This window comes from Brevibacillus sp. M2.1A (genome assembly GCF_013284355.2).
GTDB lineage: Bacteria > Bacillota > Bacilli > Brevibacillales > Brevibacillaceae > Brevibacillus.
On the sequence record NZ_JABSUY020000001.1, the window covers coordinates 480516 to 506571 of the forward strand.

General features: G+C 45.8%; 25 protein-coding genes and 1 pseudogene. 5 read left to right on the forward strand and 21 right to left on the reverse strand.

The window, feature by feature from the left end:
* Positions 1–33: 33 nt before the first annotated feature.
* The 6 genes from HP567_RS02105 to HP567_RS02130 all read right to left on the reverse strand — a co-directional run bounded on the left by HP567_RS02105 (position 34) and on the right by HP567_RS02130 (position 6814).
* Entirely contained in the window at positions 34–294 is a 261-nt protein-coding gene (locus HP567_RS02105; RefSeq protein ID WP_173611688.1) for an HPr family phosphocarrier protein, read from the reverse strand.
* 16 nt (positions 295–310) lie between these two features.
* On the reverse strand, positions 311–2251 hold the full coding sequence (locus HP567_RS02110) for a PTS fructose transporter subunit IIABC (RefSeq protein ID WP_173611687.1): 1941 nt from the start codon (positions 2249–2251) through the stop codon (positions 311–313).
* 16 nt (positions 2252–2267) lie between these two features.
* A complete protein-coding gene (gene pfkB, locus HP567_RS02115) occupies positions 2268–3179 on the reverse strand; it encodes a 1-phosphofructokinase (protein WP_173611686.1) in 912 nt (303 codons plus the stop codon).
* A complete protein-coding gene (locus tag HP567_RS02120) occupies positions 3176–3931 on the reverse strand; it encodes a DeoR/GlpR family DNA-binding transcription regulator (RefSeq protein ID WP_142497324.1) in 756 nt (251 codons plus the stop codon). The genes pfkB and HP567_RS02120 overlap by 4 nt, the downstream gene beginning before the upstream one ends.
* A gap of 201 nt (positions 3932–4132) precedes the next feature.
* Positions 4133–5098, reverse strand: coding sequence for an ABC transporter substrate-binding protein (locus tag HP567_RS02125; RefSeq protein ID WP_173611685.1), 966 nt, complete (start codon positions 5096–5098; stop codon positions 4133–4135).
* A gap of 216 nt (positions 5099–5314) precedes the next feature.
* Positions 5315–6814 (reverse strand): malate:quinone oxidoreductase, encoded by a 1500-nt coding sequence (locus tag HP567_RS02130; RefSeq protein WP_173611684.1) that lies wholly within the window; start codon positions 6812–6814, stop codon positions 5315–5317.
* Positions 6815–7175: 361 nt separating this feature from the next.
* On the opposite strand from HP567_RS02130, the gene HP567_RS02135 reads away from it, so the two are divergent.
* Positions 7176–7724 carry a hypothetical protein gene (locus HP567_RS02135; protein ID WP_173611683.1) on the forward strand — a complete coding sequence of 183 codons (549 nt, stop codon included), beginning with the start codon at positions 7176–7178 and terminating at the stop codon, positions 7722–7724.
* 38 nt (positions 7725–7762) lie between these two features.
* Here the strand turns inward: HP567_RS02135 and HP567_RS02140 are convergent, their stop codons facing one another.
* Positions 7763–8209 carry a DMP19 family protein gene (locus HP567_RS02140; protein WP_173611682.1) on the reverse strand — a complete coding sequence of 149 codons (447 nt, stop codon included), beginning with the start codon at positions 8207–8209 and terminating at the stop codon, positions 7763–7765.
* A gap of 155 nt (positions 8210–8364) precedes the next feature.
* On the opposite strand from HP567_RS02140, the gene HP567_RS02145 reads away from it, so the two are divergent.
* Positions 8365–9744: an SMI1/KNR4 family protein gene (locus tag HP567_RS02145; RefSeq protein ID WP_173611681.1), complete on the forward strand. Its 1380-nt coding sequence runs from the start codon at positions 8365–8367 to the stop codon at positions 9742–9744.
* A 92-nt stretch (positions 9745–9836) separates the two neighbouring features.
* Here HP567_RS02145 and cysI read toward each other — a convergent pair whose 3' ends face one another.
* The 3 genes from cysI to HP567_RS02160 form a co-directional block, all read right to left on the reverse strand.
* Positions 9837–11558, reverse strand: coding sequence for an assimilatory sulfite reductase (NADPH) hemoprotein subunit (cysI, locus tag HP567_RS02150; protein WP_173611680.1), 1722 nt, complete (start codon positions 11556–11558; stop codon positions 9837–9839).
* Positions 11559–11591: 33 nt separating this feature from the next.
* On the reverse strand, positions 11592–13415 hold the full coding sequence (locus HP567_RS02155; protein ID WP_173611679.1) for an assimilatory sulfite reductase (NADPH) flavoprotein subunit: 1824 nt from the start codon (positions 13413–13415) through the stop codon (positions 11592–11594).
* 275 nt (positions 13416–13690) lie between these two features.
* Positions 13691–14494 carry a class I SAM-dependent methyltransferase gene (locus tag HP567_RS02160; RefSeq protein ID WP_255675265.1) on the reverse strand — a complete coding sequence of 268 codons (804 nt, stop codon included), beginning with the start codon at positions 14492–14494 and terminating at the stop codon, positions 13691–13693.
* 52 nt (positions 14495–14546) lie between these two features.
* On the opposite strand from HP567_RS02160, the gene HP567_RS02165 reads away from it, so the two are divergent.
* Positions 14547–14921, forward strand: a complete 375-nt coding sequence (locus HP567_RS02165; protein WP_173611678.1) for a hypothetical protein — start codon at positions 14547–14549, stop codon at positions 14919–14921.
* Positions 14922–15019: 98 nt separating this feature from the next.
* On the opposite strand, the gene HP567_RS02170 is transcribed toward HP567_RS02165, so the two are convergent.
* Positions 15020–15364 (reverse strand): S-layer homology domain-containing protein, encoded by a 345-nt coding sequence (locus tag HP567_RS02170; RefSeq protein ID WP_173611677.1) that lies wholly within the window; start codon positions 15362–15364, stop codon positions 15020–15022.
* A gap of 10 nt (positions 15365–15374) precedes the next feature.
* Positions 15375–15467: pseudogene (locus tag HP567_RS29940) on the reverse strand (hypothetical protein); the annotation flags it as partial.
* Positions 15468–15631: 164 nt separating this feature from the next.
* Here HP567_RS29940 and HP567_RS02175 point away from each other — a divergent pair.
* On the forward strand, positions 15632–18703 hold the full coding sequence (locus HP567_RS02175) for a hybrid sensor histidine kinase/response regulator (RefSeq protein WP_173611676.1): 3072 nt from the start codon (positions 15632–15634) through the stop codon (positions 18701–18703).
* A gap of 17 nt (positions 18704–18720) precedes the next feature.
* On the opposite strand, the gene HP567_RS02180 is transcribed toward HP567_RS02175, so the two are convergent.
* Both HP567_RS02180 and HP567_RS02185 read right to left on the reverse strand, forming a co-directional pair.
* Positions 18721–19854, reverse strand: a complete 1134-nt coding sequence (locus HP567_RS02180) for a response regulator (RefSeq protein WP_229087852.1) — start codon at positions 19852–19854, stop codon at positions 18721–18723.
* A 78-nt stretch (positions 19855–19932) separates the two neighbouring features.
* Positions 19933–20328, reverse strand: coding sequence for a winged helix-turn-helix transcriptional regulator (locus HP567_RS02185; RefSeq protein ID WP_173611675.1), 396 nt, complete (start codon positions 20326–20328; stop codon positions 19933–19935).
* Between the two features lie 125 nt (positions 20329–20453).
* Here HP567_RS02185 and HP567_RS02190 point away from each other — a divergent pair, with 125 nt between their 5' ends.
* A complete protein-coding gene (locus HP567_RS02190) occupies positions 20454–21500 on the forward strand; it encodes a zinc-binding alcohol dehydrogenase family protein (RefSeq protein ID WP_173611674.1) in 1047 nt (348 codons plus the stop codon).
* A gap of 115 nt (positions 21501–21615) precedes the next feature.
* Here the strand turns inward: HP567_RS02190 and HP567_RS02195 are convergent, their stop codons facing one another.
* The 7 genes from HP567_RS02195 to HP567_RS02225 form a co-directional block, all read right to left on the reverse strand.
* Positions 21616–21837 carry a hypothetical protein gene (locus HP567_RS02195; RefSeq protein WP_370647950.1) on the reverse strand — a complete coding sequence of 74 codons (222 nt, stop codon included), beginning with the start codon at positions 21835–21837 and terminating at the stop codon, positions 21616–21618.
* A 36-nt stretch (positions 21838–21873) separates the two neighbouring features.
* Complete coding sequence (locus HP567_RS02200) at positions 21874–22296, reverse strand: tetratricopeptide repeat protein (RefSeq protein ID WP_173611673.1); 423 nt, start codon at positions 22294–22296, stop codon at positions 21874–21876.
* Between the two features lie 71 nt (positions 22297–22367).
* Positions 22368–22772, reverse strand: a complete 405-nt coding sequence (locus tag HP567_RS02205; protein WP_229087854.1) for an imm68 putative immunity domain-containing protein — start codon at positions 22770–22772, stop codon at positions 22368–22370.
* Positions 22684–23328, reverse strand: a complete 645-nt coding sequence (locus tag HP567_RS02210) for a DUF6138 family protein (protein WP_229087855.1) — start codon at positions 23326–23328, stop codon at positions 22684–22686. Before HP567_RS02210 ends, HP567_RS02205 begins: the two co-directional genes overlap by 89 nt.
* Positions 23329–23615: 287 nt before the next feature.
* Complete coding sequence (locus tag HP567_RS02215; RefSeq protein WP_047070248.1) at positions 23616–23954, reverse strand: cupin domain-containing protein; 339 nt, start codon at positions 23952–23954, stop codon at positions 23616–23618.
* A 29-nt stretch (positions 23955–23983) separates the two neighbouring features.
* Positions 23984–24967 carry an ABC transporter substrate-binding protein gene (locus HP567_RS02220; protein ID WP_173611672.1) on the reverse strand — a complete coding sequence of 328 codons (984 nt, stop codon included), beginning with the start codon at positions 24965–24967 and terminating at the stop codon, positions 23984–23986.
* 87 nt (positions 24968–25054) lie between these two features.
* Complete coding sequence (locus HP567_RS02225; RefSeq protein ID WP_173611671.1) at positions 25055–25882, reverse strand: helix-turn-helix transcriptional regulator; 828 nt, start codon at positions 25880–25882, stop codon at positions 25055–25057.
* Positions 25883–26056 lie beyond the last annotated feature (174 nt).

Sequence of the window (26056 nt, forward strand, 5' to 3'; positions counted from 1 at the left end):
CCCCCTGGTGTCCAGAGGGGGCTTCCTGTCATGTTACCCGTGAACTGACATAAGCAATTGGCCAAGCTCCTCCATTGCTTGCTCTGCCTGTTCTCCAGTGATTTCAAGGGTGATTTGCTCCCCCATCTTTGCACCCAGTGTCATCAAGCCCATGATGCTTTTGCCATTGATCTTTTTCGTGCCCTTGATCACGTTTACCTCACAAGGAAACGAAGTAGCCTTTTGTACAAATAACGTTGCCGGACGGGCATGCAGTCCAGTCGGATTTTGAATGGTGAAAGTTTTGGTTAACATCTGGTTCCAGCTCCTTTTACTCTACCGCATCTTTTTTCAGAACTTTTAGCATGAGTGCCGTAACCATTGTTCCGGCAAGAATGGAAACAAGGTAAAGCGGCCAGTTGCCGATTACCGGCAAAACGAATATTCCGCCATGAGGGGCTGGCAATGTGCACCCAAACAGCATCGATAACCCGCCAGCTACGGCAGAGCCAACTACGAGCGAAGGAATGACGCGTGTCGGATCAGCCGCCGCAAACGGGATCGCCCCCTCCGTAATGAAGGATGCTCCCAGGACGTAAGCGGTTTTACCCGCCTGCCGCTCTTCCGTGGTAAATTTCTTCTTGAACAACGTCGTCGCCAAAGCGATTCCGAGCGGTGGAGTCATCCCTGCCGCCATAATGGCTGCGTGAGGGGTATAGTTTCCATCAGCAATCATCGCAATCCCAAACGTAAATGCTGCTTTGTTGACAGGGCCACCCATGTCAAAGGCCATCATTGCACCCAAAATCACACCAAGGATGACGGCGTTACCAGTGCCCATGTTTTTCAGCCAGTCACTCAGCGCCGTATTGGCGGCAGCGATCGGGTCAGATACTACGTACACCATGACAAAGCCTGTAAGCAAAATTCCAAGCAGCGGATACAACAGCATCGGCTTGATACCTTCTAACGATTCGGGTAGTCCAGCCAACACTTTTTTCAATCCGACCACAATATATCCGGCCAGGAACCCTGCGATGATTCCTCCGAGGAAGCCCGAGCCGGAAGTAGCCGCCAACAAGCCTCCTACCATACCGGGAGCAAAACCAGGGCGGTCAGCGATGCTCTTAGCGATAAACCCGGCCAATACCGGGATCATTAGCTTAAATGCAGTTCCTCCACCGATATCCATCAGGACTTTAGCCAGCGGATGGAAAGACGGATCGTTTGGATCAAACGCCTTGATCCCAAACATAAAGCTTAGCGCAATGATAATCCCGCCACCCACGACAAACGGAAGCATGTTGGATACACCGTTCATCAGGTGCTTGTAAAAAGCAGGCTGCTTCGCTTTTTTCTCCGCCTTTGCTTCTTGGATATCGTCCTGATAGCTGGTCCCGCCTCCGCGGTAAATGCTTCCCTTTTGCTCTACTGCGCGCTGAAGCAGTTCTTCGGTATTGCGTATCCCTTCCGCAACCGGCACTTCAATCACGATCTTGCCAGCAAAGCGTTCAATCTCTACTTGCTTGTCAGCAGCTACAATCACCGCTGTCGCTTCCTCAATATCCTGCAAAGAAAGCTTGTTTTTCACACCCCCGGAACCGTTCGTCTCTACCTTGATGGCAATCCCCAGCTCTGCTGCTTTTTTCTTCAGCGCATCGGCGGCCATGTACGTATGGGCGATCCCGGTCGGGCAAGCGGTTACCGCAACTACTTTTATCGGCTGTTTCTTTGAGGTCTCTTGTCTTTCCTGTTGCTCTTCTAGCTCCTTGCTCTCTACAACGCTTTCATTTTCGCCCTGGATTTCTTTTTCTTTGCGCGTGATAATCTCGAGAACCTGTTCCTTGGTTTCTGCGCGCGTCAGCTCCTGACGAAATGCTTCATCCATGAGCATCTGAGAAAGCAATGCCAACGTTTCGAGATGGGCCTGGTTGGCGTTCTCGGTAGCCGCAATCATGAAGAAAAGATGTGCTTTTTGGTTATCCAACGAGTCAAAATCAACACCCTCTTTGGAAAAACCGTACGCAATGCTAGGAGTTTTGACCGCTGCTGTCTTGGCATGCGGGATGGCGATTCCTTCTCCAATTCCGGTGGAGCCTTGTGCCTCGCGGGCGAGAATGGCCTGCTTCATTTCTTCCTTGCTGTTGAGCCGTCCAGCTTCGTCCAATTTTTCAATCAACTCATCTAAGACCGCTTCCTTGGAGGAAGCAGACAGAGGGAAAAGAATCGTTTCAGCTTTTAGCAAATCGGCAATGCGAATCTCGTTATTCATCGTTGAACCCCCTTTATCAAATGGCGGTTATTGTGATTTCCGGAAGAAATGCTTTTATCTTTTCATGTGTACAGAAGCCTTCCGACAGGGCAGTCGTGCTCCCAGCGGCGACAGCAAAACGAAACGCCGCTTCCGTATCCATTCCCTGCCTATAGCCATAAAGGAAACCGGCAACCATCGAGTCTCCGGCACCGATTGAATTGACTGGTTTGCGCTGCGGAATCTGGGCGACATAGGCCGCTTGCCGATTGACAAATACAGCACCCTGACCAGCCATCGACACGATGACGTTCTGTGCGCCCATTTGCAAAGACTTACGCGCCATGTCGATCGCCTCTGCTGGTGTGGCAATCGTCACCCCAAACAGTTCCCCCAACTCATGATGATTGGGCTTGATGAGAAACGGCTCTTCCGACAAACCGGTTTCAAGCGCTTTCCCCTTTGCATCGAGGAAGATACGTACGCCCTTGCCACGCAGCCGGTTCATGATCGTCTGGTACATATCAGTCGGCAAGCTTTTCGGCACGCTTCCCGCGAGTACCAGATAATCGCCGCTTTGCAAGCTGTCGATCTGTTGCATCAGCTTTTGGAGCGCTTCTTCCGGGATGTCCGGCGAGACTCCGCTGATATCCGTTTCGGTCTGCGCCTTTATTTTTAAATTGATTCTGGAATCCTGTCCGATTTGGATCAAGTCATGAGAGATGTCGGCTTGCTCGATCTGCTGTTGAATAAACGCTCCCGTAAACCCACCGACAAACCCCAGCGCCGTGCTGTTTTCCCCGAGTATGCGGAGAACCTTTGATACATTTATGCCTTTTCCGCCAGCGACCTTCCACTCTTTTTGCGCCTGATGAATGGTTCCTTGCGACAGAGCAGTGATCCACAAGTGGTAGTCAATCGATGGGTTCAGGGTTACTGTGTAAATCATGCTTTCACCACTTTAAGAGTTGATAGTCTGCCGTAAACTTGTTGTTCCTCTTCGCTCAAACCGTCATCCGTGATTACCGTGATGCCTTGCAGGTCTCCCACTTTGGCAAAGGTGACCCTGGAAAACTTGTCAGAGTCGGTCAAGACAAATCGCTCGTCAGAAAACTGCAAGGCCAGTTGCTTGACGTATGCCTCATCTGGGTCAGGTGTGGTCAGACCGTGATGCTGGTCAATGCCGTTGGTTCCGAGAAAGCATTTGTCGAATCGGTATTGACTGAGCGCAGTGATCGCATCACGCCCCACCATCGACAGTGTAGCCGCTTTCAATTCTCCGCCCAGCAGGATCGTTCTGATGTTTCGTTTGATAAGCTGAAGGGCAATGTCCACCCCGTTGGTAACGACCATGATATTTTCGTAAGGTAAATAGGGCAGCATCTGATACGTCGTAGTTCCCGCATCGATGAAAATAGAGTCGTGTGGTTTTATCAAACTGGCTGCATATTTGGCAATCGCCAGTTTCTCCCGCTCATGTTTGACCGATTTTTCCAGAATCGTCGGCTCTTCGATTTTGCTCTGTAGCACAGACGCCCCTCCGTGCACGCGTTTAAGCAAGCGCTGTTCTTCCAATTCGCTTAAATCTCGCCGGATCGTCGATTCCGATGCCCCAGTCGCTTCCACAAGCTCATGAATGCGCACAATATCTTTTTCTTTCACTAAAGCTACTATCAGTTGATGACGTTCAGGGGTTAGCATCGTATCCTCCCTTCTCCTAGTTGCACCAGGATTGATTTTGATTATACATCCAAATTCAATCAAAAACAATCATTAATAGTCATAATCAGTCAGGGATCGTTCACTCCTTCGGATAATAGACAAAGCCACCCCAAATCATCGGAGTGGCTTCCATATGAATCTATGCATAAACTTAGCTTGCCGAATGAACGCCGTCCTGACTTACTCTGCTTTCATTTTTTCAAGGACAAGCTCTATCGATTTCTCCTTGATGTGGGGGAAATCACTGATGATCCAGTGAGGAACGACATATACATGATTGTTTTTGACTGCTTTTAACTGCTGCCATAAAGCGCTGTTAGTCAACTCTTGGAATCTCTTATCGGATTCTTTGTCTGGACCTTTGGCTGAATTTCCGACCTGAATGAAAATATGATCTGGATTCAGCTCCGGCAATTTTTCCATAGAAATAACTTCAAACTTTTTCATAGCTTCCACTTGCGGCAGCGGCTTCAATCCCAAATCGCTGGCAAGCGTCGCGCCAAACAGTTGATTCGGTCCGTAAACCCGATATTCTTTTGCCATGACCCGCATGTAGAGCACAGTTTCATCTTTGCCAACTTTTTTCGCCAGCTTTTTCTTGGCTTCCTCGGCTTTTTGATCATAGCGTGCCAACCATGTGTCAGCTTCCTTTTCCTTGCCAAGCATGCTCGCTAATTCACGGAAAGCAAGTCGCCAATCATCCTGGTCTGGTAAAATGATTGTGGGAGCTATTTTTGATGCTTCGTCATAAATTTTAGCATGGACTTCCCTGCCTATGATCAAATCAGGTTCTGCCTCCAGAATCGCTTCCAGATTCGGGTCATCTCCCAGATTTTTCACTCCTTCAAACGGGTTCCCCTCCATGTATTCCAAGTTCGTTTCTCCCTGGTAGGATGCCATGGCATAGGGCTTGATGCCAAGAGCGTAAAGAGAGTCAGCCAGCCGATAATCAAGCACTGCAATTTTCTTTGGCTCCCCTTTTATCGTCGTTTTTCCGGAATAGTGTTCAATGACCCGCTGTGCAGATGATTGATTGTTACCGGCTGTAGACATTTGTTCCTGGCTAGCACCGCAGCCGGTGAGGAACAAGCAGATTGCCAGAATGAAAGAAAGTGCTGCGAACAAATTAGTGCTATTCTTTTTCATAAATCAGTGTCTCCCATTCCTATTCTCTTTTTGGTAATGATAATCATTTTCGTTATATCGTAGCACAGTATAGTATATTTATTTCTTTTTATTTTTTCAAGCTTTTCATCCTTGCTCTGCTTTCCTCTTGAATTTTGTCCTTTAGCCTCCTATGAAAAAAAGAACCTCCAATCCAAAAACGGATCGAAGGTTCACTGTAAGATTGCTATTAACTAATTAACTATAAGCCAGTTCCTTTTTGCTTAGACCCAGCGCCTCGTCTGTCGAACGTTGAATCTCGTGGAGAAGCTCTTGGTTTTGCATGAGTGACACGCCATAAGAAGGAATCATTTCTTTGATTTTCGGTTCCCACTCTGCCATACGTTGCGGGAAGCATTTTTCTAATACCTCAAGCATAACCTGAACAGCTGTAGAAGCACCCGGAGATGCGCCGAGCAATGCAGCTACGGAGCCATCAGCGGCACTAACCACTTCTGTACCAAATTGAAGAGTACCTTTACCCGCTGGTGTATCCTTGATAACTTGCACGCGTTGGCCCGCTACCACGATATCCCAATCCTCGCTTTTCGCATTTGGAATGAACTCTCGTAGTTCTTCCATGCGCTTTTCATGCGATAACATTACTTGCTCGATCAGGTATTTGGTCAATGCCATTTCTTTTACGCCTGCCGCCAACATCGTCATAACGTTGTTCGGCTTTACGGAAGTGATCAAATCCATATTGGAACCTGTTTTTAAGAACTTTGGCGAGAATCCCGCAAAAGGTCCAAACAGCAAGGATTTTTTGTTGTCGATGTATCTGGTATCCAGATGCGGTACCGACATTGGAGGAGCGCCGACCTTTGCTTTACCGTACACTTTTGCATGGTGCTGCTCTACCACTTCCTGATTTTTACAAACCATAAACAATCCGCTTACCGGGAAACCGCCGATATGCTTGGACTCTGGAATACCGGTTTTTTGGAGCAGGTGCAAGCTTCCGCCGCCACCGCCGATAAAGACGAATTTGGCAATATGCTCTTCGATGTTACCAGTGCCCATATTGTACACTTTCAATTTCCACATGCCGTCGCTCGTACGTTTGATATCCTCAACAGCATGGTTGTAGTTAATCGAGACGTCTTTCGTCTTCAAGTATTCAAACAACATACGTGTCAAAGCACCAAAATTGACATCCGTACCAGAGTCGATTTTGGTTGCAGCTATTGGTTCATTCGATGCGCGGCCTTCCATGATGAGCGGAATCCATTCCTTCAGTTTTTCAGGGTCATCGGAGTATTCCATCCCTTGAAAGAGAGGATTGTTTGCCAGCGCTTCAAAACGCTTTTTCAAAAAGCTTACATTCTTTTCGCCTTGCACCATACTCATATGAGGTATTGGCATAATAAAGTCTTGCGGATTTTGGATGAGATTGTTTTTTACTAGGTAAGCCCAGAATTGTCTGGACAGCTGAAAATGTTCATTGATTTTAATGGCTTTGCTAATATCTATAGACCCGTCAGCTTTCTCGGATGTATAGTTCAGCTCACAGAGTGCCGCGTGGCCAGTACCCGCATTATTCCATTCGTTCGAGCTTTCTTCGCCTGCTTTTGCGAGTTTCTCAAAAACTTTGATTTCCAACTCCGGTGCCAATTCTTTCAGTAATGCTCCCAGAGTTGCGCTCATGACACCTGCACCAATCAAAATAACGTCTGTTTTTTGCTGTATGGAGCTCATAATACCCTTCCTTATCTACTGTTTTTGTAAAAAAGAAGTAGTAGCTCCTTGCCCCGTTGCAAGACGCTACGAAAACATCTTACCTTTCACAACTATAACTATATCATAGAAATTATTTATTGATTCAATTATCTATTATAATTAGAGGATTAATAACTATTTAATGTTGGTAAAAAAGGGAGGATTCCGCAAACAGTGCCTGATAAACCCGTAAAAATCATGGTCTTGCCTCAGTTTCTTGCAGGGAGTTAGAATTTGGTTTGTTCTTACCAGTGAGGAGCTTACCATATAAATTTCCCGTTACCAGTGGTAAAACATGGCAAAACAGATGCCTTAATCTCATATCTAAGGAGAGCTGGAGATGAACTCTTTGACCCACCTAACAGACAACATTCCGTGGCCGCGTTTGACGACAGCCTATGGCAGAGGTACGGACATTCCTCGGCTTATAGAGACCGGGCAATATGAGGAGTTGGCCAATCTAATCGAGCACCAAAGCACCTTGTGGCAGACGACGCCGTGGGTGCTGCTAATACTCTTGCAGGAGCTTGCCAAACAGCAACCAGAGCAGGTTTCTTCGCAGGAAATTCAGTTGTACTTGGCTGTAGCTTCTGCTATAAACGTGGACGAAATGGATTCGCAAAATGCGATTAAGACCATGAACGAGCTATTGGACGAAAAGTACTTGTGGCCAGAGGACGAGGAAGACGATGAATTATGGTGGGAAGAAGAGGAGCCGCGGGGTTATGAGCAGGAAGCATTTTTCAGCTATTATTCCTTCAGTTATTTGCTGCTAAAAGATGCCATTCCCGTTTTTACCGCGATTATGAAAGGGAATGATAAGCTCGCTCCCGCTATTCAAGAGCTGCTGCTTATGCTCCAGTCAAAGGATGTTAGTACTGTCGAATAGGTATCGGAGTCTCTTTGATAGTACCCACCCCCGTCACCTTATGATGGGGTGGGTATTCCTAGCTGCTGTACATAATATCGATGGGCAACCTCTGCAATGCGATCCTGGTCTTCCCAGAAGCTCTGATCAAGCTGATCCAGCCGTTCTTCCTCTTCCTCTGTAAGGAACCGTGGAATATCCCAGAGTTGGGTGAGGCGGTTGTCCTCCGATAGATGCTCGATGCAGGCATATCCCGACTGGACGATTTCGAGTGCATGGACTGCCCCGATGGCTTGTAAGGCCCGTACCGCGTAGATATATGCCTCTTCTCCCCAGTTGCAAAAAAACTGCAAAAACCCGCCGTTATATACATCAGCTTCCAACAGCCATAAGGCGGCAATCTCTTGTTCCTGTGAGGTCAGTGTGTTCCAACCCGAAGCATTCTTTTTCTGCACAAAGGCAGCGGCAAAATCGAACCATACGTCATGGATATCCAACTTGCTCAAAATGTACGCCCCCTAAATGTTTAATCCCTTCAAGATTAGATGTGCACAAATCACACGAAATAAATTAATCTTATATGAATACATAATGATTTGGTAGATGGTGGTAGATTCGCGTGGCTGGGATCTAAGAAAAAGAATCGTTTAGGAGGTTTGCAATGGATCAGGTACTTATCGAACAATTGAATTGCTGGCATGAAGAAGACGAACACCAGCAAATTGTGGACTTGCTGCTAACCGTTCCTGAGGAGGAGCGAGAGTATGAGGCGGTCAGCCGACTGGGAAGAGCTTATAACAACTTGGGTCTATATGAAGAAGCTCTCAACCAATTAAAGAAAATTGCTGAAGCAGGTCAACAAGACCCAGTCTGGCACTTTCGGGTAGGCTATGCCCTCTATCATTTGAAACGATTTGAAGAGGCGGCACAGTCATTCCGTACCTCAGACAAGTTAGAAACCGGTAATCAGAATACTGAATCATGGTTAAGGTGGAGCTTGCAAAAAGCGGAGAAGCAGCAAAGACAAGAGCTTCGGATGGCTGCTAAAAGGGCAGCGGCTGTTGAAGGTTCAGCATCGGAGGAAGTTCCTTTTTCAAACATGTCACTTGAAGACTTTTGGGATGACAGCGAGTACGCGAAAAAGGCATATCAATCCGCGCCACCCACGGATGAACTGATCGCATCGATTGAGGAAGAGCTGGGATACAAACTCCCTGCCTCCTATCTTGCACTAATGAAGCAACAAAATGGCGGCGTTCCGAAGAACACGTGCTTTCCAACAGAAGACCCTACCTCCTGGGCTGAGGATCACATTGCCATTACGGGTATTCTGGGCATTGGTCGAGAGAAAAGCTATTCGCTCTGTGGGGATCTTGGCAGTCGATTTATGATTGAGGAATGGGGATATCCCGACATTGGAGTTGTCATCTGCGATTGTCCTTCAGCAGGTCATGACGTAGTGATGCTGGATTACCGGGCATGCGGTAGAGATGGTGAACCCGAAGTCATCCACGTCGATCAGGAAAGCGATTATGAAATTACGTTCTTGGCTGAAAATTTCGAGGCGTTTATCAGAGGCTTGGTGAACGAAGAAGAATACGATACCTCCGAGGAGGACAAGGAAGCGGCTCTTTACAAAGTAGCCCACGGGAAATTCTCTTCTTTGCTGGAGGAGCTGTGCACTCCCGTATCGGAAGTGGAACAAATTGAACAGAAAATACGCAGCATTTGTACACGGATTGTAGAGGAAAAAGGCTTTTTTTCTTTTCATGCAGATGAACTTTCGTATCTGATGTACGATGTGCAGTTTTGGCTATACACAAAGTCATACCCCGATACCACTCGTGAACAGTACCTCGCTGTCTATGAGAAAATGATTGCCTTTGGCGGGGAATTCGGTCAAGGCGGCTATGCTCCGGGCTGGATTAGCGAATGGCTGGATCGTCGCAAGGAGGAAGGCCGGATCGTACAGGAAAATGGACACATCCGTTTTACAGATCAGTTCGCTGCGGAAGTGATTCAGCAGATACGGGAAGCCTAAAATACTTGGGAAGCAACAAAGAGCCCACATGGTCGCGGGCTCTTCTTTTTTTTTCCACTGATTGCGAGCAAATCCCTGATTGCTATGCCGTACTACTCATGAAAATCGAGCCCTGATCTGACCTCTTTCACATACCCTGCCCGAATGACGAAATCTCCGAAATGTTCGCCTTCCTCACGTTCTTTCGCATACCGATTTAAGATCGGCCGCAGTTCATTCAGTATTTCTGCTTCTCCGATGTTTTCACGATACAGCTTGTTCAATCGATTCCCGGAGAAACCACCGCCCAAATACATGTTGTATTTACCGACAGCCTTCCCAATAAAAGAGATTTCCGCGAGTGCAGGTCTTGCGCATCCATTTGGGCATCCTGTCATGCGAATGACGATCTCCTCATCGCGCAAACCCGCCTCATCCAAGATCAGCTCGATCTCATCCAGCAATGTAGGCAAATAACGCTCTGCCTCAGCCATCGCGAGTCCGCAAGTCGGCAACGAAACACAAGCCATGGAGTTTCTCCGCAGTGCAGAATAGGCAGCTCCATCCGTGAGCCCGTATGCTTGAATGATCTGTTCAATTTCCGGCTTCTTTTCACTGGTGACATTTCCAATGAGGAGATTCTGATTCGGCGTCAGGCGGAAATCCCCTGTATGCACCTTGGCAATTTCCCGCAGTCCGGACTTCAGGAGGTAGTTGTCCTCGTCTTTTACACGGCCATTCTGAATGAAAAGGGTAAAATGCCAGTTATCGTCGCTCCCTTTTACCCAACCGTAGCGATCGCCATTATGCTCGAAGCGATAGGGGCGTGCCTGCTCCAGCTCCCAGCCCAGTCGCTGCTCCAGTTCATGGATAAACCATTCAATACCGCGGTCGTCGATCGTATATTTGAACCGAGCGTGCTTTCGTACCGCGCGATCCCCGTAGTCTCTCTGGATCATGACCGTTTTCTCGGCGACCTCCAATACTTGTTCCGGTGTAACGAAGCCGATTACCCGCGCCACCTGCGGATACGTTTTGGGATCGCCGTGGGTCATTCCCATTCCGCCTCCGACCGCAACGTTGAAGCCTAACAATCGACCTTCCTCATGAATGGCGATAAAGCCCAAATCCTGTGAAAAAACGTCAACATCATTGGCAGGCGGTACGGCGATGCCGATCTTAAACTTGCGCGGCAGATAGACAGGGCCGTAGATCGGTTCTTGCTCTACCCCATCCCGACTGTCGACAACCTTTTCCTCATCCAGCCAGATTTCATGATAGGCGCGGGTTCGGGGGTCCAGATGATTGCTTATTTTTTTGGCCCACTCGTAAACCTCTTGATGAACTTCCGACTCGTACGGATTTGGATTGCACATGACATTGCGGTTGACGTCCCCACAAGCAGCCAATGTACTTAACAAGGCCTCGTTTACTTCTTGAATCACCTGCTTCATATTCCACTTAATCACGCCATGCAGTTGAAAAGACTGACGAGTCGTCAGGCGAATCGTCCCATTCGCAAACTGCTGGGCGATATCGTCCATCATGAGCCATTGCTCTGGCGTGACAACGCCACCAGCGGCACGCACACGCACCATGAATTGATAGGCCGGCTCCAGCTTCTGTTTGCTCCGTTCGTTGCGAAGATCCCGGTCATCCTGCATGTAGCTGCCATGAAATTTCATCAAGCGATTATCATCCTCAGGAATCGACCCAGAAATCCTGTCTTCCAGCGTTTCCGCCAGACTTCCCCGCAAGTAATCGCTTCGGCGTTTAATGTCCTCTACATCGCTGTGAGGAGCACTGTTTGGCGAAAGCAAATGATTTTCTGACATGGTTACATCTCCCCTCTCATTCTTTCTCAACACTCAGTAGACATCTCGCTGATAGCGTTTTTCCTGCTGCATCCGTTTCAAATACGCAACAGCTTCCTCTGAATCAAGTCCGCCCTCTTGTTGAAGAATGCTGACCAGGGCAGCGTGAACGTCGTGCGCCATCTTTTTCTCGTCTCCGCATACGTAAACGTGCGCCCCATCCCGCAGCCATTGGTAAAGCTCTTTGCTCTTTTCAAGCATCCGGTGCTGAACATACACTTTTTCGCTCGTATCTCGAGAGAACGCGACATCCATATGCGTCAGTACGCCCTGTTTGAGCCAACGCTGCCATTCGAGCTGATAAAGAAAATCTGTGGAGAAATGCTGGTCGCCAAAGAAAAGCCATGTCTTGCCCGTCGCTCCAAGCTCCTCCCGTTCCCCCAGAAAAGCGCGGAATGGAGCGACACCCGTTCCGGGACCAATCATGATCAGCGGAATGTCCGGGTTAGCCGGTAGCTTAAAGTTGGGGTTATGCTGAACAAATACTGGCAGCGTATCACCCGTCTCCAAACGATCCGCGATATAGCTGGAGCAAACGCCGTAGCGATCTCGGCCATTAGCCTGATAGTGAACATTGCGAATTGTCAGATGGACTTCGTCCGGGTAGGACTTTAAGCTGCTTGAGATCGAATAGAGACGCGGCGGTAGCTTTCTCAGGATGGAGACAAATTCTTTGGCAGGCACGCCCTTCAAATCGTAGTCCTCCACCAGATCTAGCAAATCGCGATTTCGAACATAATCACGAAGCTTTTGCTCCTGTCCTTCCGCAAGCAGTTCCTGTAACCCGGTTCCTGATGATAGCTTTCCCGCTTGTTCCAAGAGAGGCTTGGTGAGAACCGTGATTTCAAAATGACTGGACAAGGCCTCTTCCAACGGGAGCTCTTCCCCGTTTTTGTTTATCGTAACAAGCTCTTCCGGCTTCCAACCCATTGCGTCAATCAGCTCACGGACAAGGCCAGGATGATTTTTAGGATAGATCCCCAAACAATCACCCGGTTCATACTCGAGATTGGAACCCTCAAGGGAGATTTCCAAGTGACGGGTTTCCTTATCTGATCCCCGTCCGTTCAGATTCAAGTTCTCCAAGACCACAGCCTGAAATGGATTGGATCGTGAATATTCGGTCTGTGACCCTGACCCCACTGCACCGCTCACGATTGCGCTTGCAGCAGCAACTTGGGTCGCCGTAGTTTCGCTCAGAGAGGCCAGGACCTGATTCATCCATTCAGAGGCTTGTTCATCGTAATCCACATCGCAATCGACCCGTGGAGTTAGACGCTTGCCGCCTAGCTCTTCCAACCGCTTGTCGAACTCTTTGCCAGTTTGGCAGAACAATTCATAGGAGGTATCGCCCAATGCCAGCACGGAAAAACGCAGGCCCTCCAATTTAGGCGCTCTTTTGCTGTGCAGGAACTCATGGAAGGAGATGGCGTTATCGGGTGGTTCACCATCCCCGTGTGTGCTTACCACGACAAGCAGGTTTTCAACCTTTTTCAACGCATTCGTCTTGAAGTCGCTCATAGAGGAAAGAGTTACGTGGAAGCCGTGCTCCTGAAGCTTTCCAGTCAGCACCTTGGCCAGCTTTTGGCTGTTCCCGGACTGAGACCCGAAAAGCACTGTCACCTCTTTGGAAATGACTTGCCCATTCGTAGCTGAAGTGGCTTGAAACCCAGCGGACATCGGTGCTTCCACTTTGTGAAGAGCTGCAAGATACCCGCTCAGCCAAACCTTTTGCACCTCCGAAAGCGTAGGCAACAACCGATTTAGGAGCTCTACTTGTTCCTGACTGAAAGGACTGTCTGTCACCTTAAGTACCAACGATATGCACCTCACACGAGAAAAAATTAATTCCGAGTAATCTTATATGATTATTTACTTTAAGCTACCACAGCGAGTAGAATCCGAGCAATTGGAATTCGTTATTGTCATCATAAGTTTTACTAATCGTTGGAAAACAGCATAAAAAGGTCCGGTCCACAGAGTAGGAACCGGGGTGGTACCATAGAAAAAGCTACGGTTATCTGAAAGACACCGTAGCTAATCAAATAGAGTTATATGCAGTTTTCTATCCCCTACCAAAATAAGTCTCGACTCTATGTAGTGGCGATCAGGAATTCTTCTCCGTTTGGCAGTGAAAGACCATCGGTGCGGCCAGTAAAGTAACGCTGGTTAAGTTCTGCGGAGGAAACATGCCGGACTTCTCGAAAACCTGCTTCGCGGGCCAGCGCCAGCATCTCCGGCGGTGTGAAAAAGCTAATGAAAGGCGTGCCGCTTGACCGCGCTCCCTTTTCTGCCTCTTCAACTTCGGGCCGCTCCTTAGTTTCTGTAAAGTTGAAGGGGAGCAAAAACGTCATAGCCAGCGTGGAGCCCGGAGCAAGCGTCGCTACTTGACGCAGCGAAGCCACAATCGCATCCTGGGTAAGGTACTGAGTGACACCAGTGGATGCTACCACAGCTGGTCGGCTAGCATCAAAGCCGGAGTTCTTGAGTTGCTCCCACCAGGACCAGCCTGCCTCAAAGTCAACAGGCACAAATCGTAACCACTCGGGGATGCCAAAGCCCAGCTCGCTCAAGCGTTGCTTCTTCCAACCCTGCGTGTCTGGCTGATCGACCTCGAAGATCCGCATCTGAGAGGCGATTTTCGGTCGGCGCTGAGCAAAGGTGTCGAGGCCAGCGCCGAGGATGACGTACTGGGTGACGCCTTGCCCGAGCTGTTCGGTGACCAAATCCTCAATAAAACGAGCACGGGCCACAATAGATGCTCGAAATCCGCTAGTGCTCCCCTTATAATCAAGGGGAATTTGCCATGTCCCAGATCGCGGCAACGAGTACGTAAAAGAAGCCGGATACCCATGAATGATCCTGTTGAGGTTTGCAAAAACTGAGTCACATCCCATTGTGCTACAAAGCGATCCCCATTAGTATATTATGGAAGGGGGTAGAATTCCGTTGAAAACAGCGAGTGAGATACTTTCGATCATCAGTCATGACCGTTTTTTAGAGAATGTCTTCCATAAAGATGTTGATTGGGACGCTGAATTAGACGCTAGGGATGCTGTTGAATTTGATACGGCATGGAGTTCTGGTTACAAAAAAGTTGATGAAATTGACCCCTCTGAAAATACTGTGATCAGAGAAATTAGGGAATTTGTATTCAAGCAAACTTTTCGGATAACCCAGAATTCAGAGCTGGCAGGGTATGCGTCAGATGACTTTGGTCTTATTTCCAAGGCGTTTGAAAACAAGATCAATATTGAATTTATCAATAACCTATGGGATTCCTACCTGCAAGGGAATTTCCCGAATTGCAGTATATGTGAATGAATCTTCATACATAGCGATTATGAGAGTAGTCAAAAAAGACCGGAGAAGCATATAAAATATGCACTCCGGTCTTCTTGGATTAGGAAAGAGAGTTCTTTTTACTTTTTGGTTGCTGCTTCAATATCTTTGTACGCCCAATGAGTTGGAGGTACATCCGGCCAGCTTTGTCCTATTACTGAACTTAATTGCGAATGGTTCAGCAAACGATTGATGATGGTGACCGTTTCTGCTCGAGTCAATGTCTTTTGGGGTTGGAATGTACCATCAGGATAGCCGGCCAAGTAGCCTTCTTTACTTACTGCCGCAATAATCTGAGTTGCCCAGTGATCTGCTGGCACATCGTAGAAGTTGTTCGGCATGCCGTCTCCATTTAATCCCAGATATTTGTATACGATGGTCGCCATTTCCTTGCGTGATTCCGCCTCCCGGATTGAACGTGCCATTCGAAAAATCGTTCATCAGCCCTGCTTCATTCGCTCTTCTAATCGCATCTGCCGCCCAAGGATTGTTTTTAAGAGGTGTCCTGAATATCTTGTCGAAAACTATTCTTTATGAGAATAATGAAACTGTCCCAAACATAGACAAGTATTGTTTATTGCCAACCTGTTCTTCAACTTGCTAATAACCGAACCTAGAGGGGGGCATGACTTACATCCATAATTGGGGGATTAAGAGGTTGCTACTATTACGAATTGAGGGTACAAAATGATATGAAAACAGTCGCCTGGAAATGGACGAAAATGATCGTTGTTGCTCTACTAATGGTGACAGCCATTCGCTTACTCTGGATGAGTTTTCTCACCACCTTTGACTACGCTGAAAAACCAGTCGCTGTACAAGGGGTGCTTGATTTACGCGGGTGGGAATTCTCGGGATACCAAACATTACGGTTGGATGGGGAGTGGGAGTTCTTCCCTTCTCAGTTCATAGAGGGAAACGATCTGAAGAAACCTGAGGAAAAGACATACCTCCAAGTGCCCAATCGATGGGATGAAGCATTTGTTGAGAAGGAAGGTATACCAGACTCGTTCCACTTCGGTACATATCGACTACGCATCTTGCTTGATCCGGAACAGGAACAGACACTTGGGATCAGGATCAATGAGCTTCGAACTGCCTCGGCCATCTATGCCAATGGGAAATTAGTCTCTCAGGTGGGACACCCGGCAACCAGCTTCATAGAGCATCAATCACGCAATATTCCCTATACTGTCAAACTGACACCAGAACAAGGCCAAATAGAGTTGGTTATCCATGCTTCCAATGATGCCGGGGCAGGAGGAATCACAAAACCTATTCGCTTCGGTACGATAGAAGCTGTACAGATGCGGACGATCCTCTCCATCAGTTTGCAACTATTATTACTCGTCGTGTTTCTGATCCATAGTTTATATGCCTTGCTCCTGTACTTCTTGGGTGCCAGAAATAAAGGCTTGGTATATTTCTCTTTGGTCATGATTTGTGGAATATTGACTGTGGTGACAGCCGATGACAAGTTGTTATTTGTCTGGTTGCAACTCGATTATGATTGGACAGTTAAGTTGACGTATCTCGTCTATGTTGGTGCAGTCGCCTTCATACCTGCCTTGTTTCATCATCTACTTCCTGCCTATCTGAACAGAAGGATTTTACAAGGTTTCGGTGGCTTGTGCAGCTTATACGCCATGTTCATCCTCTTCGTACCTGCTGGAACTATCTTAGCGGTGAGAATGCTCTCTATCGTCATGCTTCTATCCGTCATTCTTTCTGCCTACATACTCTGGAAAGCCATTCGGGACAAGGAAGACATTATATTTCTCCTGCTAGCTTGCTTGTTTGTAGGGGTGAATGTGATCTGGACAATTGCTTATGGCATATTAGGCTTAGAATTTATTCACTACCCCTTCAACCTGATCTTTGCCGTACTTGCTTTTGCGGCATATTGGTTTAGACGATTTTTCCGGGCAACGACTGAGACGAAACATCTTGCTGAGAAATTACAGCAAGAGGATAAGCGCAAGGACGAATTTTTGGTGAATACTTCTCATGAACTGAGAAACCCATTACACGGCATCATCAATATCACACAAGCGATTATCGAGGATAAAAACAATCCCCTTCATGAAGAACACAAAAAGCGTCTGGATATTCTCCTGCATGTCAGTAGACGTCTGACGCTCATGCTAGATGATCTGCTGGATGTAACCCGATTAAAAGAGAACACCATTCGCCTGCATGAGAAAAAATTAAACCTGCAGTCTATCTTCGCTGGTGTTTTCGATATGGCGAAACTGATGCTGGACGGAAAGCCGATTGCTTTAAAAGTGGAAATAGACGATTCGTTTCCTTCTGTTCGGGGAGATGAAAACCGGCTGATTCAAATTCTTTTCAATTTGGTGCATAACGCCATTAAATTTACAGATGAAGGAACCATCACAATTCGCGCGACAACGTCTAACGGATTTGCGCATATCCAAGTAGAGGATACTGGGGTTGGTATCGAGGAAAAAGCTTTGCAAACCATTTTTCAACCTTATGAACAAGCGGAACTGAATTCAATCAGAGCAAGTGGCGGATTCGGGCTTGGCTTACATATTTCCAAACAGTTGGTCGAGCTGCACGGCGGTACGCTATCGGTTCAGTCCACCCTGGGAAAAGGCTCTGCCTTTACCTTTACACTCCCACTAGCTACAGATTCCGTTCCAATAGAAGAAAACAGCGCTCAGACATGGATGCAGACTTCCCTAGAAATGGTCGCTGCAACGACGGATCGAATCACGACACCGATAGAAACGGTTTCTTCTATGAATAGAAAAGCAAAAATTATCGTTGTGGATGACGACAGTATTAACCTGAACATCCTCCGCAAAATGCTTGAATCAGATCAATATGAAGTAAGTACGGCAACCAGCGCTCAGCAAGCCCTGTCCATACTGGAACGCAAACCGGTGGATCTGGTCATCTCAGACGTCATGATGCCTCACGTATCCGGCTATGAACTAACACGCATCATCCGGGAACGATTCTCTGTTTTAGAACTGCCTGTCCTGCTCTTGACCGCGCGCAATCGCTCCGAGGATATTGTAGCCGGCTTTCAAGCAGGGGCGAACGACTATGTTAAGAAACCCGTCGATGCTTGGGAATTAAAGGCGAGAGTAAAAGCCTTAACAGAGTTTAAAATATCCTTCGATGAACGTTTGCGTATGGAAGGAGCATGGTTACAATCACAAATCGAACCTCATTTTTTATTTAACGCATTGAATTCAATTGCCGCCTTGGGACTCCAGGACTTCACGAAAATGCAGGCACTGCTTGATGAGTTTAGCAACTATTTGCGTTTGAGCTTCGACTTTCATAATTCTGAACCCATTATTTCGCTTCACGATGAACTTGATCTCGTTCGATCTTATTTGTATATCGAGAAGCAACGATTTGGCGATCGATTGCAAGTGGAATGGGATCTGGACCCTGATCTTGATTTTGGCTTACCGCCCTTATCCATACAACCACTAGTCGAAAATGCAATCAAACACGGCTTAATGCAACGCACAAGTGGAGGAACACTCTCGATTCACATCAAAGACAAAGAGGAGTATTTCGAAGTTTCAATCCAAGACGATGGGGAAGGGATAACAGAGGAAGATCTGAATCAACTTTTCAGCCAAACAAGGCATGGCAAAAAAAGAGCAAGCGTAGGTCTGCGAAATATTGAACGGCGTCTAAAACAACTATATAACCAGGGATTAATGATTGATAGTTCACCTGAACAAGGTACGAACGTCACTTTTAGAATCCCGAAATAAGGAATAAGCCACTTGGTTTATTCCTTATTTTTCTGCTTCCAAAGTTCATACCATTCTGTAATAGCCGGATTAGGCTGTTCTTGCAATTCGTTCCATAACACACTCGTTAATTGATCATATTGCTTGTGAACGGAAGAGTGCCTTCCCATGTCAGCAAATATTTTCATAAGGAAAAAATAAGCTTCTTCCTCGAGCGGATAACGCTGACAAATGTCCAAACATAGCGTGATGGCTTTGTCCCATTCATCATTGGCGTAATACCAATCCACCATTTTCACGGCGGTTTGCACCCATTGCAGTTGTAATCTTTGACGCTCGCTTTCTGCCCATATGTAATGATGCTCTTGCAAATAATCTCCTTTGCACAAAGCTATGGCTTGTTCATACTCGCCAATCGTCTCCGCAGATAAGGATAAATCTGAGCGAAAAAAACGCTCAAACTGATCCACATCCAAGATGGTTTGATCTAGTCTTACCTTATACCCTTCTGATGTATTGCTGATTTGGAAGTATTTACTAAATGGCGCCAACGTTTTGCGAATATGATAGATAGCCGTATACAATTGATGATAGGCTTTTTCCGGTTCAAGCTCTGGCCAAAGCAACTCAATGATCGCCGTTTTATTAACCGCTGTTCCCCTGTGTTGAACCAAATATAAAAACAACTGCTGCACCTTGGCAGTTCGCCAACGAAGTGGGATTTCCTGGCCTCCATCTACAATCGTTACTTGTTGAAACAGAGTCATTTGTAAATTCTCCGATTTCTGAAGGGAGAAGGTCGCCTGTTCCTCCATCATCGATTGAATTCGTTTCATTGTATTTTGCAGACGTTGCTTGCCTACTGGCTTTAAGACATAGTCAAGGGCGTTCAGCTCAAATGCTTTAATCGCATATCGCTCATATGCGGAGACGAAGACAATTTGTAATTGAGGTTTCACTTCCAAAAGCTGTTCGGCCAACTCGATACCGTTTAGCTTTGGTATTTGAATATCCAAAAAGACAATATCAATCTCATTTTTTTCAATCTCACGTTTACCAATCATCGGATCTGTAAACTTGCCAACAATTTCAAAATCGCCGATATTTAATAACTGATGCTCTAAATAATTTAGTGCCAACTCTTCATCGTCGATTAAGATCGCTTTCATCATGTTCCCCACTTTAATATTCTACCTATTTTCTAAACTATTCCCTCCCTGAACTTTTACTCAAACATTCCCGCTCTTCGGTTACTGCTCAACTTGCCTTTCACTCTCTTCCTCTTGTATCGCTGGATTTTCATTAAGCCGGACTTTATAGGACTCGCCCCATACTTTCATTGACATAATGACTGGTTCCAGAGTCCTTCCGAAATCAGTAAGGGAGTATTCCACTCTTGGAGGAACCTCTTTATATATTTCGCGATGGATAATGCCATCCCGTTCAAGCTCTCTTAACTGCAATGTGAGCATAAACTGCGTGATTCCCGGATTGAGGCGCCTGAATTCATTGAATCTTTTCGTTCCGTTCAGGAGCTGATAGAGAATGATCCCCTTCCACTTCCCACCAATAACATCCAGCGTTGTTTCAACCGGACATGCTTGCATATCTGGACTTGCTCCATATTTCTTTCTTCGGTCTCCCATCAGCTTATCCCCCAATGGTTTGATTTTTAATACTATACCATAAAAATATGCGTACTTACTTAAAGTAATTGAATCGATTTACAATGCAACTATACAACATTTCCTATTTGAGAGGATGAATACACATGAATACTCACCAAAAGATGAAAGCTGTCGGTGCTTACCAGTACCTCCCTATATCCAATCCGGAAAGCCTTGTTGATCTGCACTTGGATAAACCGGAACCTACAGGCCGCGATTTGCTTGTACGGGTAAAAGCAATCTCCGTCAACCCAGCAGACGTAGGCGTCCGCGAAAGTCATAACTACGAAGCCGATTCACCGAAAATTCTTGGTTGGGATGCCGCTGGAATCGTAGAACAAGTCGGTCCTGACTGCCAATTGTTTAAACCTGGGGACAAAATCTATTATGCGGGCAGTGTGTCTCGACCAGGCAGCAACAGTGAATTCCACTTAGTTGATGAACGAATTGTGGGAAATATGCCGCGAAGCTTGGATTTCGCTGCCGCCGCCGCATTACCACTTACTTCGATAACTGCATGGGAGGGCCTTTTTGATCGCTTAGGAATTAGCCTAAATAATGCAGGTGAAAACAAAAGCATACTGATTATCGGTGCAGCTGGAGGAGTAGGATCGATTGCTATTCAACTTGCAAAATTAGCAGGTTTGACCGTCATCGGTACTGCTTCACGTCCAGAGTCAATTCAATGGGCTAAAGGTCTCGGCGCAGATTTTATCATAAACCACAACAACCCTTTTCTCCCTCAACTCAAAGAAGTTGGTATTGACGCCGTCGATTATATCTTTTGCTTGAATGATACTGTTCAACATCTTGAAAATATGGCGGAAGTCATTGTCCCCCAAGGTAAAATTTGCTCTATTGTTCCTACAAATAAGGCTACCTGGGCAGGGAGCTTGAAAATGGACTTGCTGTTTTCTAAAAGTGTAACGTTTGTATGGGAGTTCATGTTTACACGGTCCTTGCTTCAAACCAATGACATGATCAAACAACACGACTTGTTGAATGAACTGGCAGACTTCATCGATGATGGAAAAATAAAAACTACGCTGACTGAACGACTGGAGCCTATCAATGCAGCAAACCTGCGTCTCGCGCATGAGAAGTTGGAATCTGGACGGGCTATTGGAAAAATTGTATTAGAGAACTTCTGATACTATGAAGGCGAAGTAGGTATGTTTGGTTCCAAAAAGCAGTAATGTGAATAAACAACGCTAAGGCCCCTTGCTACTATGGGGCCTTTTTGAATACAACGGTAAAAACTTTCCTTTACTTATGATACGGCAATTCGTCAACTATATCCTGCCGTGTTGAATTTCCTTCTCGATCCTCCCGTGCTCCGGGATTATCCAGAATCATCATAAGTGGAGCCTTCGGATTTCCTTCACCACAGATGACACGATTCCGCTGCTTGGATAGTTCGCAAATCTCACAATGCTCTATACCATTGGGCGCTTGTTCTTCAGGTAAGATTACATAGGGATGATCCATTCTCTTGTGGTGCAGCTCCTTTCTAATCCAGGAACTTCAAATCTCTATTTTTGTCTCCAGAAACTCAAGGTACTTTGGGTCATCTTCCATAAAGATCGCAATCCCGGCACCCATGTAAGCCCGGGTCAGTTCATCTGCTGCTTTTTCAAGGTTTTCCTGCTCGTAATATAATTGCCCTAGCCGAAGATGAATGTAGGGATTGCCCAACCCCTCCGGACACTGTACAGCATTAAAGAAACACTTGAATGCCTTATCGTAATTCTTCATTTGAAAATGGACATCCCCAATAGCCACATATATCCACGTTGCGGCCTTCCATTCTCGATGATTTTCCGGCAATAATCTGAGGGCCGCGACGTACTTATTCTTGCCCTCCTCAAGATTGCCTGCTCTCACCAAATCATCGCCTTGTTTGCACAACACGGTAATTTCGTCATGGGTGGAATCTGAAAGTTGCACCGTAATTCTCTCCTATCCTGTGCGATTTGAAGCCGCTGTATCAAAAATTTTGCCGTTACTTGTGGTATGGTTCAGCTTAACGGTGCCAGCTCATCTGCGATCATTTTTGCCTTTTCCGCAAGCTCTCTCATTTCATCGGCCGGAACAAGCTCGGCTAATTCGTAAGCCAGCGGGTCACGGGAAAACTTGTACAATTCATCCCGAAGCAGGTTCCTTTTTTCTTCGGAGGCATCTATATAAAGTTTGCGCGGCTGCCTATCCTCATCCAAATCATGCAAATCGACATAGCCTGATTTTTGAGACTCCAACACAATGGCTGAAAGATCGATTAGAGCTGAGCAGGCAATATCAATTTCTGCTCGAAACGTGCCGTTAGCATTTTTTATATCAAATCCAATACTTCCGCCGTTTTTCAAGTCTCCCTCGGAAAGCAGAACATCCAGACCCAAGTCCTTTAAAATCTGATTGAGCGTCACATGGGTTGAGTCCAGTTGTTCCAAAGAACAAATGCGGATCAAGCAGATGACGCGCCAAAAAGAAGGTTTCCAGCCTGTTTGTCGGGTTAGAGCCCTTCTCCAGTTTTTCCTCGATATAGGACTGAATTCGCTCCAGAAGCTGCCGCTTTTTCTCTTCATATACAGTTTCCAGCACCGTTAATTCCACCAGCCCGTCCGTCGTTGCGAAAGTTCCTTGCAAGGTAAAACGGTAGTTGATCAACGGCAACGTTTCCAGCTTGTCCAGCCTCTCCCTTACGATTTCCACCAGCAGGGGATGAACTTCATGCAATATCTGCTCCCGCGTAAAGGGTGAAGCTTTCATCGACTTTTTGCCTGCGGCACTCCCCACAGATTTCGAACTCTCAACCCTAGTCCTGCCCGGCCGATAATCCAGCTGGATAAAGTTAAAGATGCCTACTTGCAGCGTGGTGCGTAAGACCAGTTCTTCTGCGTTCTTTCGATTCTCTTGTTCATCAAACCATTTATGAATCGCCGTTTTCATCTCTTCCAGCGCTTCTTTTTGTAATTCGTTCATTGTCTCCCGCCCTTTTGCGTGTTCGATCTTAGCTCAATATAATCATACTATGAGAATGGAAAACTTTGTTGGAATTGTATACCTCTGCCTTGGGTTGGCTAAAGCTCAATAGCAAAAGGGAGAAGGCCATATGGTCGTTCTCCCTTTAGTTTATCTGACATATGATAAGGCTCACCTTAACGGATCTATCGGCGAAAAGTAAGAAGGAGCTGCCACAGAGCTTCTCATTCCAGCAAAAGTAGTTTTAGCTGTGTGTCTATGAATAGCGTTTTCGCATTGGCTGCTGTTCATTCGGACTCAGTACCGCCAGTATTTATTACGCCTCTAGGCTCCACCAGCATGATATGGCATTCCTTTTCGGCGAAAGGCTTATGATCGGCTCCCCCCGGGACAATAAACATCTCACCCTTGGAAATTTTTACTTGGCCATCACGAAAAGCAATGAACATCTCACCTTCGAGCACAATAAATACCTTATCCGTCCCTTGATGCCCGTGCCACATAAAATCCCCAGCAATCTTAATGAGCTTAAATTGATAGTCATTTATTTCAGCAACGACTTTCGGAGACCAGAGATCGTTGAATGTAGATAGCTTCTCATTCAGATTAATAGCTTGGTAATGCATGTGAATCCCTCCTCATTTTTCTCGACTTTTTAGAGCTTACGCAAGGCACTTGTTATATTTTGTAAAGCGTATTCGATAGCTAATGGGCCACCAGTAATAGCGGACGTATCCATTAAATGAACATTTCCTTTCTTAACGGCATTGAGATTATTCCACACATTGCTTTGTTTTAAGTCATTCATTAATTTTTCCTTTTTGGTAATGTCACCGATAAGGAAAATATGGTCTGCTTCAACCGTTGATATTCCTTCAAACGTAGTAAATTTATTAGTCGTACCTTTAAATATATGGTCTGGTGTAAGTCCCAGTCCCTTCTCTTTATCAAACGCAAGTATATAGACCGGATTTCCTTCACCCAGGACATTAAACGTTTTTCCATCCCACGACAATATAAGGGCTACTGACTCTCCTTCAATCGATTTTAATGCTTCGCGCCCAGTTATGATTTCTTTCATCATTTTATCAATGACTTTTTCCGCTTCATCTTCTTTTCCAATAATCTCGGCTACTGTTCGGAGTCCATATTGCCAATCGTCATAGATGTCCTTGGATTTTAACGTAATGACTGGCGCAATCTTTCCTAGTGAATCATACATTTTTTCATGATTCTCAGTTGCTAAAATAATGTCAGGCTCTATCGATAGGATTTTTTCAATATTAGGTGATAATTTTTCTCCTAATTCATCAGCAGAATCCAGCTTTCCTTTTAAATAGGTTAAAGAAGATAGATACTCTTTTTCAGTAGAAGCAGCAGGCGACTCACCTAATGCAACTAGTATTTCAGGATAAAAATACCATAATGAAGCAATATTTTCTGGTTTTTTCTCAATAACAATTTCTTTACCTAAGGCATCCTTAAATGTTCTTGGCCATTCAGTTGTATCTACCTTACCTGCTGTTGTAGATGCGCCTTCTGTCGTTGATCCTTTATTTTCAGCAGGTGTTTCATTACAACCTGCCAGTATGCCTGCTACTAATAACATGGAGATTAGCAGGCCTTTCATCTTTTGCATACGAAAATTCCTCCAACATCATGTTATCTTTCGTTTGCCATTAGTATAGAAAAGGAATTTTTAGATGAGAATGGATGCCTGTTGAAATTAGCATGGATTATTGATGAACTTCTCTCGATATTCAGTAGGAGAGATACCAAGTTGTTTCTTGAACACTCTACTAAAATAAAACGGGTCAGCAATTCCAACCGTTTGTGCAATTTGTTGTACAGACGCTTCACTTGTAAATAGCATTTCTTGCGCCATGTTTATACGATGTTTTAATATGTATTCCGCTGGTCCCATACCTGCATGTCTTCTAAATACATAAGACAGTCGATTTCGATTCACGTTATATTGTTCTGCAAGCGATGCTATTGTAAGGCTTTGATCATAGTATTCATGAATATAATGAGATACCCGTTCGAACAAAGTTTGTGATTCACAGCTATTCTGCCTATTCACAACACATAATAAGGTTTCATTCAGTACATCACGAAACAGCATTTCGGTCTGAAACATCGAAATGCCACCAGGCTGATTATACACATGCCAAAGACGCATAATTAATTCAATCAGACGAGGAGATTGACCCGTTGATAATTCAAAATGCTGATGGGAAAAGCTTGTCTCTTCTAGTTCTGAGTTATATATCCGGTATAAAACAAGGATATATTCCCAGTTTGTGTTACCGAACATTTTTTGAGCTAGTTTCATTCTTGCACCGCCATGCACAACTTTTCCTGGCGAAAAGATATAAGGCGTTCCATTAAATTGAAATTGTACCTTCCCTGTAAGTGGAAACACAAACCCCGGAAAAGAATCTGTATATTCAGCGTAAGGTACACCTAGATTTTTCGCATATCGATATACTCCTTCTACTTGAAAAGGAATGTGTGCCAAATGCTCCGCTAACTGATTAACGTCGATTTTCACGTTGCATACCTCATTTCAATAGTCGTTTGCCAGTAATACGTAAGATCGATCGTTGTACATCCTGTGCAGCTTCTTGATCAGAAGCAGATGAGGGCTCTTGTTTATTTTAGCATTATTGATAACGATTATCATTATTAATCTGTGCAGACAATAAAAACGCCGCACCCACTAATG

Bases quoted from the DNA above. Each gene is read 5' to 3' on its own strand.
- HP567_RS02105 (WP_173611688.1), bottom strand. From the start codon at position 294: ATGTTAACCAAAACTTTCACCATTCAAAATCCGACTGGACTGCATGCC.
- HP567_RS02110 (WP_173611687.1), bottom strand. From the start codon at position 2,251: ATGAATAACGAGATTCGCATTGCCGATTTGCTAAAAGCTGAAACGATT.
- pfkB (WP_173611686.1), bottom strand. From the start codon at position 3,179: ATGATTTACACAGTAACCCTGAACCCATCGATTGACTACCACTTGTGG.
- HP567_RS02120 (WP_142497324.1), bottom strand. From the start codon at position 3,931: ATGCTAACCCCTGAACGTCATCAACTGATAGTAGCTTTAGTGAAAGAA.
- HP567_RS02125 (WP_173611685.1), bottom strand. From the start codon at position 5,098: ATGAAAAAGAATAGCACTAATTTGTTCGCAGCACTTTCTTTCATTCTG.
- HP567_RS02130 (WP_173611684.1), bottom strand. From the start codon at position 6,814: ATGAGCTCCATACAGCAAAAAACAGACGTTATTTTGATTGGTGCAGGT.
- HP567_RS02135 (WP_173611683.1), top strand. From the start codon at position 7,176: ATGAACTCTTTGACCCACCTAACAGACAACATTCCGTGGCCGCGTTTG.
- HP567_RS02145 (WP_173611681.1), top strand. From the start codon at position 8,365: ATGGATCAGGTACTTATCGAACAATTGAATTGCTGGCATGAAGAAGAC.
- cysI (WP_173611680.1), bottom strand. From the start codon at position 11,558: ATGTCAGAAAATCATTTGCTTTCGCCAAACAGTGCTCCTCACAGCGAT.
- HP567_RS02160 (WP_255675265.1), bottom strand. From the start codon at position 14,494: ATGGGATGTGACTCAGTTTTTGCAAACCTCAACAGGATCATTCATGGG.
- HP567_RS02170 (WP_173611677.1), bottom strand. From the start codon at position 15,364: ATGGCACGTTCAATCCGGGAGGCGGAATCACGCAAGGAAATGGCGACC.
- HP567_RS02175 (WP_173611676.1), top strand. From the start codon at position 15,632: ATGAAAACAGTCGCCTGGAAATGGACGAAAATGATCGTTGTTGCTCTA.
- HP567_RS02180 (WP_229087852.1), bottom strand. From the start codon at position 19,854: ATGATGAAAGCGATCTTAATCGACGATGAAGAGTTGGCACTAAATTAT.
- HP567_RS02185 (WP_173611675.1), bottom strand. From the start codon at position 20,328: ATGGGAGACCGAAGAAAGAAATATGGAGCAAGTCCAGATATGCAAGCA.
- HP567_RS02190 (WP_173611674.1), top strand. From the start codon at position 20,454: ATGAATACTCACCAAAAGATGAAAGCTGTCGGTGCTTACCAGTACCTC.
- HP567_RS02195 (WP_370647950.1), bottom strand. From the start codon at position 21,837: ATGGATCATCCCTATGTAATCTTACCTGAAGAACAAGCGCCCAATGGT.
- HP567_RS02210 (WP_229087855.1), bottom strand. From the start codon at position 23,328: ATGAACGAATTACAAAAAGAAGCGCTGGAAGAGATGAAAACGGCGATT.
- HP567_RS02215 (WP_047070248.1), bottom strand. From the start codon at position 23,954: ATGCATTACCAAGCTATTAATCTGAATGAGAAGCTATCTACATTCAAC.
- HP567_RS02220 (WP_173611672.1), bottom strand. From the start codon at position 24,967: ATGCAAAAGATGAAAGGCCTGCTAATCTCCATGTTATTAGTAGCAGGC.